Annotated in this window: 6 protein-coding genes; 3 read left to right on the plus strand and 3 right to left on the minus strand. The window is 74.8% G+C overall.

Features of this window, described 5'->3' with window-relative positions; genetic code table 11:
• Positions 1–453: 453 nt before the first annotated feature.
• Both OO57_RS40180 and OO57_RS36680 read left to right on the plus strand, forming a co-directional pair.
• Positions 454–1284 (plus strand): transglycosylase SLT domain-containing protein, encoded by an 831-nt coding sequence (locus OO57_RS40180; RefSeq protein ID WP_051778721.1) that lies wholly within the window; start codon positions 454–456, stop codon positions 1282–1284.
• A 283-nt stretch (positions 1285–1567) separates the two neighbouring features.
• The gene (locus OO57_RS36680) at positions 1568–3007 is read left to right on the plus strand and encodes a GuaB1 family IMP dehydrogenase-related protein (protein ID WP_033257170.1); all 1440 of its coding nucleotides are present in this window, start codon (positions 1568–1570) and stop codon (positions 3005–3007) included.
• Between the two features lie 169 nt (positions 3008–3176).
• On the opposite strand, the gene OO57_RS36685 is transcribed toward OO57_RS36680, so the two are convergent.
• From OO57_RS36685 to OO57_RS36695, 3 genes are all read right to left on the minus strand, one after another.
• Positions 3177–3509: a hypothetical protein gene (locus OO57_RS36685; RefSeq protein ID WP_033257171.1), complete on the minus strand. Its 333-nt coding sequence runs from the start codon at positions 3507–3509 to the stop codon at positions 3177–3179.
• A 48-nt stretch (positions 3510–3557) separates the two neighbouring features.
• The gene (locus OO57_RS36690; RefSeq protein WP_033257172.1) at positions 3558–4973 is read right to left on the minus strand and encodes a hypothetical protein; all 1416 of its coding nucleotides are present in this window, start codon (positions 4971–4973) and stop codon (positions 3558–3560) included.
• Between the two features lie 67 nt (positions 4974–5040).
• Complete coding sequence (locus tag OO57_RS36695; protein WP_033257173.1) at positions 5041–5709, minus strand: DUF5995 family protein; 669 nt, start codon at positions 5707–5709, stop codon at positions 5041–5043.
• 640 nt (positions 5710–6349) lie between these two features.
• Between OO57_RS36695 and tyrS the strand changes: the two genes are divergently transcribed.
• Positions 6350–7759 (plus strand): tyrosine--tRNA ligase, encoded by a 1410-nt coding sequence (gene tyrS / locus OO57_RS36700; RefSeq protein WP_033257175.1) that lies wholly within the window; start codon positions 6350–6352, stop codon positions 7757–7759.
• The last annotated feature ends 200 nt before the right edge of the window (positions 7760–7959 follow it).

Consider the following 7959-nt stretch of genomic DNA (forward strand, 5'->3'; position numbering starts at 1 on the left):
GGGGTCACACGGGGGTGGTGGGCGGGGAGGGCGGTCGGGGGCCCGGAGGCCTTGGCAGCACTGGGTCCGGGCCCAAGGGCCCCCTGGTGGGGGGAGGTTGGGCGCCCCTGTGACCTTCTTCATAACCGGGTCGGAATACGGGGTGCTCGGGGTGGTGAACTCCCTTGCGGCGCAAGGGAATCCGAGTTGTGGAGGAGTTGTGCAGGGGCCTTTTCCGAATGTTTGCCGCGTGGTTGGGGCTCCGGCAGTCTCGTGGTTGTGCCCCGAGCCGTTCCGAGTGCTCACGGGGCTGACACGGCGCAGCGGACCGCGAGACCAGCGCGGCGCACGCGTCCCCGGTGAGCACGAGCCGCCGGGCCGGCCGTCCCGGGCCGAGGAACCCGCAACGAGCGGGGGTCCCGCATGTCCACCCGGGCTCGGCGTGACCTGGAACGACTCTCGGAGGTACTCGACATGCGACGCATCAAGCACAACCTCGGCCGACTTCCCCAGGTGCGGATGGGCCACCACCGCATGCCCGACGCCGTCCTCGGCATCGGACTGGTCGGCGCCATCGCCGTGGGCACCCTGCTGCCCGTCTCGCAGGCGATCGCCGACCCCGCGCCCAAGCACGCCGCCACCGCCGCGGTCGCCGCGGACACCCAGGACGCCAACCGCGACGGCGACCAGGCCGCCTCCCGCAGCGAGGATCGCCAGCCCGTCCAGCAGGACCAGGGTCAGGCCCAGGACCAGGGTCAGCAGGACCAGGCCCAGCAGGACCAGGCCCGGCAGGCCGCCGACCAGCAGGCCGCCGACCAGGCGAAGGCCGAGCAGGAGAAGCAGGCCGCCGAGCAGCAGGCCCAGCAGCAGGCTGCCGAGCAGCAGGCCCAGCAGGCGAAGGCCGAGCAGGAGAAGCAGGCCGCCGAGCAGGCCGCCGCCCCGGCGAAGAAGACCTACGCGAACAACCTGGACGGCTGGATCGAGGAGGCCCGCGACGTGCTGGCCGCCAACGGCAAGCACGTCCCGTCCGCGAAGGCGATGCGGGCCGCCGCGATCGCCGAGTCCTCCGGCAACCCGAGCGCCCAGAACAACTGGGACTCGAACGCCAAGAAGGGCACCCCGTCGATCGGCCTGACCCAGATGATCATGCCGACCTTCAAGGCGTACGCGCTGCCCGGCCACACGGACATCCGCAACCCCGTCGACAACCTGGTCGCCAGCTCGCGCTACTGCGACGCCCGCTACGGCAGCATGGACAACATGGCCGCCGCCCGCGGCTACGGCTCCCACTGGCGCGGCTACTAAGCCGCCCGCCACGCGGAACCGCCGCTCGGCCCCCTCGGTGCACCACGCGCCGCAGGGGGCCGCGGCGCGTCCGGGGCCGCGGCGCACCCGGAACCGGCGGCGGGCGGGGGTTTGGAGGTTTGCACAGGAGGGTTCCGGAATCCGGGGGTCCCGGTTGTGGTGATCTTCAGGATTCCGGCGTGGGCTGGCTCGGAACGGGGGATTCAACGAGAATCGAACGTTGGGTGTGCGCGGCTCGACCGCGTCGCGCCGGAACGTTTCTCCCCAGCCAGAGAGCCCCTTCATGCGCTTCCTGAATGACCTCAAGCCCGCGTACGACCTCACGTACGACGACGTCTTCATGGTCCCCAGCCGCTCCGCAGTGGGCTCCCGGCAGGGCGTCGACCTCTCCTCGAACGACGGCACCGGCACCACCATCCCGCTCGTGGTGGCGAACATGACCGCGATCGCCGGGCGCCGGATGGCCGAGACGGTGGCCCGCCGCGGCGGGCTGGTGGCGATCCCGCAGGACATCCCGATCGAGGTCGTCTCCGAGGTGATCGGCTGGGTCAAGCAGCGTCACCTGGTGCACGACACCGCGCTGACCCTCGCCCCCGGCGACACCGTCGCCGACGCGCTCTCGCTGCTGCCCAAGCGGGCGCACGGCGCGCTGGTCGTGGTCGAGGGCGGCAAGCCGGTCGGCGTGGTCACCGAGGGCGACTGCCAGGGCGTGGACCGGTTCACCAGCCTGTCCGAGGTGATGTCGCGCGACCTGCTACTGCTGGACGAGGGCATCGACCCGCGCACCGCCTTCGACCGCCTCAACGAGGCGCACCGCAAGCTCGCCCCCGTGGTCGCCGCCGACGGCACCCTGGTCGGCCTCCTGACCCGCAAGAACGCGCTGCGCGCCACCCTCTACACCCCCGCCGTCGACGCCGACGGCCACCTGCGGATCGCCACCACCGTCGGCATCAACGGCGACGTGGCGGGCCGCGCCAAGTCGCTGCTGGAGGCCGGGGCGGACGTGCTGGTGGTCGACACCGCGCACGGCCACCAGGAGTCGATGATCAGCGCGCTGCGCGCGGTGCGCGGCCTCGACCCGCAGGTGCCGGTCGTCGCGGGCAACGTGGTCTCCGCGGACGGCGTGCGCGACCTGGTCGAGGCGGGCGCGGACATCCTCAAGGTCGGCGTCGGCCCCGGCGCGATGTGCACCACCCGGATGATGACCGGCGTCGGCCGCCCGCAGTTCTCCGCCGTCCTGGAGTGCGCCGCCGAGGCCCGCCGCCTGGGCAAGCACGTCTGGGCCGACGGCGGCGTGCGCCACCCGCGCGACGTGGCGATGGCGCTGGCCGCGGGCGCCTCCAACGTGATGGTCGGCTCCTGGTTCGCGGGCACCCTGGAGTCGCCCGGCGACCTGCAGACCACCGCCGACGGCCGCCAGTACAAGGAGAGCTTCGGCATGGCCTCGGCCCGCGCCGTGCGCAACCGCACCTCCGACGAGTCCGCGTACGACCGGGCCCGCAAGGGCCTGTTCGAGGAGGGCATCTCCACCTCGCGGATGTTCATCGACCCGGCCCGCCCCGGCGTCGAGGACCTGATCGACTCGATCGTCGCGGGCGTCCGCTCCTCCTGCACCTACGCGGGCGCGGCGAGCCTGGAGGAGTTCCACGACAAGGCGATCGTCGGCGTCCAGAGCGCGGCGGGCTACGCCGAGGGCAAGCCGCTGCACTCCAGCTGGGCCTGACCGGCCGGGCTCGACAGGCCGGGTCCGGCAGGCCGGGTCCGGCAGGCCGGGTCCGACCGCCTGGGTCTGGCCGACCGGGTCTGGCCGACCGGGTCCGGTAGGCGCAACGAGGGGCCGGGCGCTCCGCGAGGAGTCGCCCGGCCCCCGCGCGTGCGCCACGGGGCGTGGGCTACAGGGCGTAGCCGCCGTCCTCGTCCCACGGGACGTCCAGGTCGTCCAGGTGCACGTGCCACGCCGCCCCCGGCAGGGCGCGGCGCAGCTCCGTGACCGAGCCCAGCACGTGGACGAGCACCGGCAGGGCCCGTTCCGGGTCGAGCGGCATCTTGGTCGACCCGGCCAGCAGGCGGCCCGGCTCGTCGGCACCCCCGTACAGGTGGAGGCACTCCTCGTCCTCGTACGGGAAGGAGGCCAGGGCGGCGGCGACGACGCGTTCGACCGCGGCCGCCTCGGCGGACGTCAGTGGCAGGGCCCGGGACGCGGCGTAGTAGAGGGAGACGCTCATGCGGCCCGAGCGTACGGGCCCGCCACGACAGCGCCGGGCCGGGCCGGGTCAGCGGAGGCGCGGGGGTTCCTGGGTGACGGTGACGGTGGCGACCTGGCCGAGGAGGGCGTAGTGGACGTGGATCCAGCCCCGCTCGAACTGCCAGGAGTCGTCGCGCCGACCGCGGTGCTCGGGCCGTCCGAAGCGGAAGTCCGCGCGGGCGGGTTCGGCCGGCAGCCCGTCGGCGAAGGCCGCGAGGCGTTCGGCCCGGTGGCCGCGGTCGCCGATCACCACCTCGGAGACCAGGCCGCCGCGGAGCGCCAGCCGCACCCCGGGCAGGGTGCGCACGTGCTCGACCAGCGGGTGCGGCTCCGGAAGGCCCAGGACGTCCAGGAACAGCGTGAACTCGCCGGAGCGCCACCGGTTGACGTGGTGCGAGACGCTGACCCCGCGCGGCACCGCCGTCACCGAGACAGGCGCCGCGCCCGGGTGCGCGGAGTCGAACTCGGAACCGTAGGACACCAGCAGGTCGCGGTCGCCGTAGCGGTACAGGTCGGTGCCCACGTAGGTGGTCGACGGCGCGCCGAGCACCCGGTGGACGTCCGCGCGGGCAGCGGGGAGCAGGCCGGACGCGGGCAGGCGGACGCTCAGCACCAGGCCGTCCGCGACCTGCACCTCACCGCCGCCGTCGAAGGCGAGCAGCCGCCGGGAGAACCCGGACGAGGACGCCCAGCGCCGGTGCGCGCCGCCGGCCAGGCGGGCCACCGCCCGGAAGGCCTCGCCGCCCTCGGGCGCGTCGAGGGCGGCGAGCAGCGCCCGGACCGGCCCCTCCGGCAGCGGCCGCGGGGCCGGGCGCTCCAGGGCGATCGTGGCCAGGCCGCCGTCGACGTACCCGAGCCGCACGAGGTCGCCCTCGACGGCGTACGCGTCGCCGCCCGCCACGACCGGCTCGCCCAGCACCGCCCGGGCCCGCGCGCGGTCGCTGCCCGGGCCCAGGCCGCCGATCAGCGCGGCGGGCCGGGGGTGGGCGCCCTCGCCGACCAGGTGGAACACCGCGCCGTCGGCGCCGGGGGCCAGGCTGCGGGCGACGGCGGCCCGGTCGCTGCCGTCCGGTTCGCCCAGTGCGTCGACGTGCCACCAGAGTTCGCCCTCGAAGCGGGGCTGCAGCATCCGGGGCCGGGCCGGGTGCCACCGCTCCGGGCGCGAGGACCTGCCGCCCGGGTGGAAGAGCAGCAGGTCGTCGTGCCCGCCCCGCCAGCACTCGCCCTCGAAGCCGCCCAGCCCTTCCCCGGCCAGCACCGCCGCGTACTGCTCGGCCGTCAGCGCGAACAGCGCGTCCGCCGAGCCGTGCCCCACCTGCTGGTCGATGCCCACCCAGGCCCGGCCCGTCCCCGTCTCCACGCCGATGCTCGGCCTCCGGACCACCTGCACGAAGTTCCCGGCGCCCGGTTCGCGGTGCCCGTCGTCCTTCTTGCGCTTCGGCATGGCCGTCCCGTCCCGTGCTCGTCCCGGTGCCCGCGCGCCGGGACGACCATCATCGGGCACGGGTCCGTCAGTTCGGGCTGAGGGGGGTGAGCAGGGCGCGGCTGACCATGCCGACCGAGCCGGAGAGGGCGTCGGCGACCAGGGCGCGGGCGGGCGGGAGGCGGCGCAGCTCCCACAGGGCGAGGACGGAGGCCCAGGCGGCGTCGCGGGCGCGGTCGATGCTCCAGACCGAGAGGACGTGCAGCAGCGGGCCGCCGAGCGGGACGGGGAGCAGCGACTCGCGGACCTGCGCCTCGACCCGGGCGAGCAGCGCGTTGACGCGCAGGTAGTCGGCGTGCAGCCGGTCCGGGGTGCGGCCGGTGCGGCGGCAGGTGTCCAGGACGGCGAGCGGGAGGTCGTTCTCGATGTGGGCGTTCATCCCGGCCAGGGCGAACTGCAGCGGGTGGACGTCCGGGGCGGCGCGTAGCTCGAACAGCGGGCGCCAGCAGGCGTCCGGGCGGAGTCCGGCGCGGTCCTCGTCGACGGCGGTCAGGTAGCGGGCGGCGAAGACCGCGTCGAGCTCGGCCATGGCGGCGGGGTCGTCGAAGTACGCGGCGGCGAGGTGGTCGCGGACCAGGCGGGTGACCGTCAGGTACATCGCGTTGAACACCGCGACCCCGTCCCCGGGCGGCAGTTCGGCCGCCAGTTGCGTCATCCGGTCGACCACCTGGTCCACCGTCAGCACGGGTGCGGTCATGCGGAACCTCCAGGACGGGCGGTCGGACAAGCGGATGGTGGGCTGATACTCCGTCACCTTCGCAGGCGGGTCCGTCGCTGCCAAGGCGCACACGTGGGGCGGGCGGGTGGAAAACCGCGGGGGAGGGGGAGGAGAAACGCGGGGGAGCGAGGGAGGGAAACCGCGGGGGAGCAGGGAGGGAAAACCAGGTGCGCGGGGTGGGGCGGGTGGGGCAGCATGGGCGGCGACGGCGCTGCCGGGCGCATCTCGCGTTCCCGCCGTCCCCTGTCCCCGGAGGCTCGCGTGGTGAAGCGATATTAGAGGCGGTGCACACCGCCCTCCGGCCTGCCCCTTTCCGCGGGCGGCCGAGCCTCCCGGTCCTTCTCGGACGACCCCGCTGACGTGCTGACGTGCTGATCCGCTGACGTGCCCTCGTGCTCCCGTGCGGGGACGACGTCCGCTGCCGCCGCGCGCCGGTGCGGTCGTCGACACCTGCCGCGAGTCGTGGGCGGACGCCCCTCAGCGGGTCGGCCGGCAGCCCCTGCCGTCCGGCCTCCTCCGAACCCCCGGGCCCCCGTAGCCCCGCACCCCCGTACCCCCGTTCGCGCCGCGCGGCCGCGCCCTGCCGCCGTGCGCCGACGCCCCCCCCGAGAGGACGGCCGTGACCGCCACCGCATTCGACCGCAGCACCGTGCAGCTCCGTGAACTGATCGAGGACGAGGGGGAGTTGCGGGAGGGCCCGGAGCTGGCCCGGCTGCTCGGGCTGCTCGCGGAGCGCCGGGGCGCCGACCTGTCCGGCCTCCCGGCCGGGCGGCAGGCCGAACTGCTCGGGGCCCGGGCCGCGCAGGTGCTGCCCGGCGTCCGCCCGCTGGCCGAACTGCTCGCCGAGGGGCGGCCGTTGACGGTCAAGTTCGGCATCGACCCGACCGGCGCGGAGGTGCACCTCGGGCACGCCGTCCCGATGATCCTGGCCAGCCGACTGCAGCGGATGGGCCACCGGGTGGTCTTCCTGGTCGGCGACGTCACCGCCCGGATCGGCGACCCGTCCGGCCGCAGCGCCGAACGCCCACCGCTCACCGCGGCGGACGTGCGGCGGAACGTGGCCACCTACCGGCAGCAGGTCGGGCCGTTCTTCGACTTCGAACGGGCCGAGTTCCGGTTCAACAGCGAGTGGCTGGAGCGGATGGCGCTGCCCCGCTTCCTGGAGGTGCTGGCGGGACTGCCCGCCTCCGCCGCCCTCCAGCGCGAGGACTTCCGCACCCGGCTCGCCGAGGGCAGCGGGCTCACGCTCGCCGAACTCGTCTACTCCGTGGTCATGGCGGTGGACTCGGTCGAACTCGCCGCCGACGTCGAACTCGGCGGCCTCGACCAGCTGCTCAACCTGCAGATGTGCCGCCGGGTGATGGGCGCGGCCGGGCAGCGGCCCGAAGTGGTGCTCGCCACCGGCCTGATCGAGGGCACCGACGGCACCGGCGCCAAGATGAGCAAGTCCCGGAACAACTACGTCGGGCTCTCCTTCCCCGCCGAGGAGATGTTCGGCCGGCTGATGTCCTGCGCCGACCGGCTGCTCCCCGGGTACCTGCGGGCGCTCACCGAACTCCTCGACGAGGAGGTCGAGCTGCTGCTCGCCCAGGTCGACGACGGCCGCCGCCACCCGATGGCCGTCAAGACCCTGCTCGCCGCCGCCGTCACCGCCACCGTGCACGGCGAGGAGGCCGCCCTCGCCGCGCGGGACGCCTTCCGGGCGCGGTTCTCGGCCCGCCGGTACTCCGAGGCCGGGCCGCTGCCCGCCGTCGACGCGGCCGCGCACGGGGCGGCGACGCTCGGCGAACTGCTGGTCAAGGTCAGCGGCGAACTGCCCAGCCTGAACCAGGTCCGCCGGGTCGCCGAGGCGGGCGGCCTCAGGCTCGTCGTCGAACACACCGACGGCGCGCAGCGGACGGTCCCGCTGAGCCGCGGCGAGGCGGACGAACGGCTGCTCGTCGTGCTCGGCGCGCACGAACTGGCGCGGCCGGGGGCGCACCGCCGGGTGTTCCTGCGCTGCGGGCGGAAGGTGGTGGAGGTGAGCTGAGCGGCGCTCCGGCGGCGGGAGGCAGGAAGGGAGGGCCCCGGGGTGCGGGACGGGGCTCCGGGGTGCGGGGGAGGCGTGAAGGGGGTGTGGGGGAACGTCGGGCTAGACGAGTAGTTCCGAAGTCTGCTGGCTTTGCTGGTTCTGCTCCGGGCATGCAGGGAGGGTGTCCAGCATTCGGGTTGTGACGACCGAAGAGCTGG

The sequence above is a fragment of the Kitasatospora phosalacinea genome (genome assembly GCF_000717185.1).
Classification (GTDB): Bacteria; Actinomycetota; Actinomycetes; order Streptomycetales; family Streptomycetaceae; genus Kitasatospora; species Kitasatospora phosalacinea_A.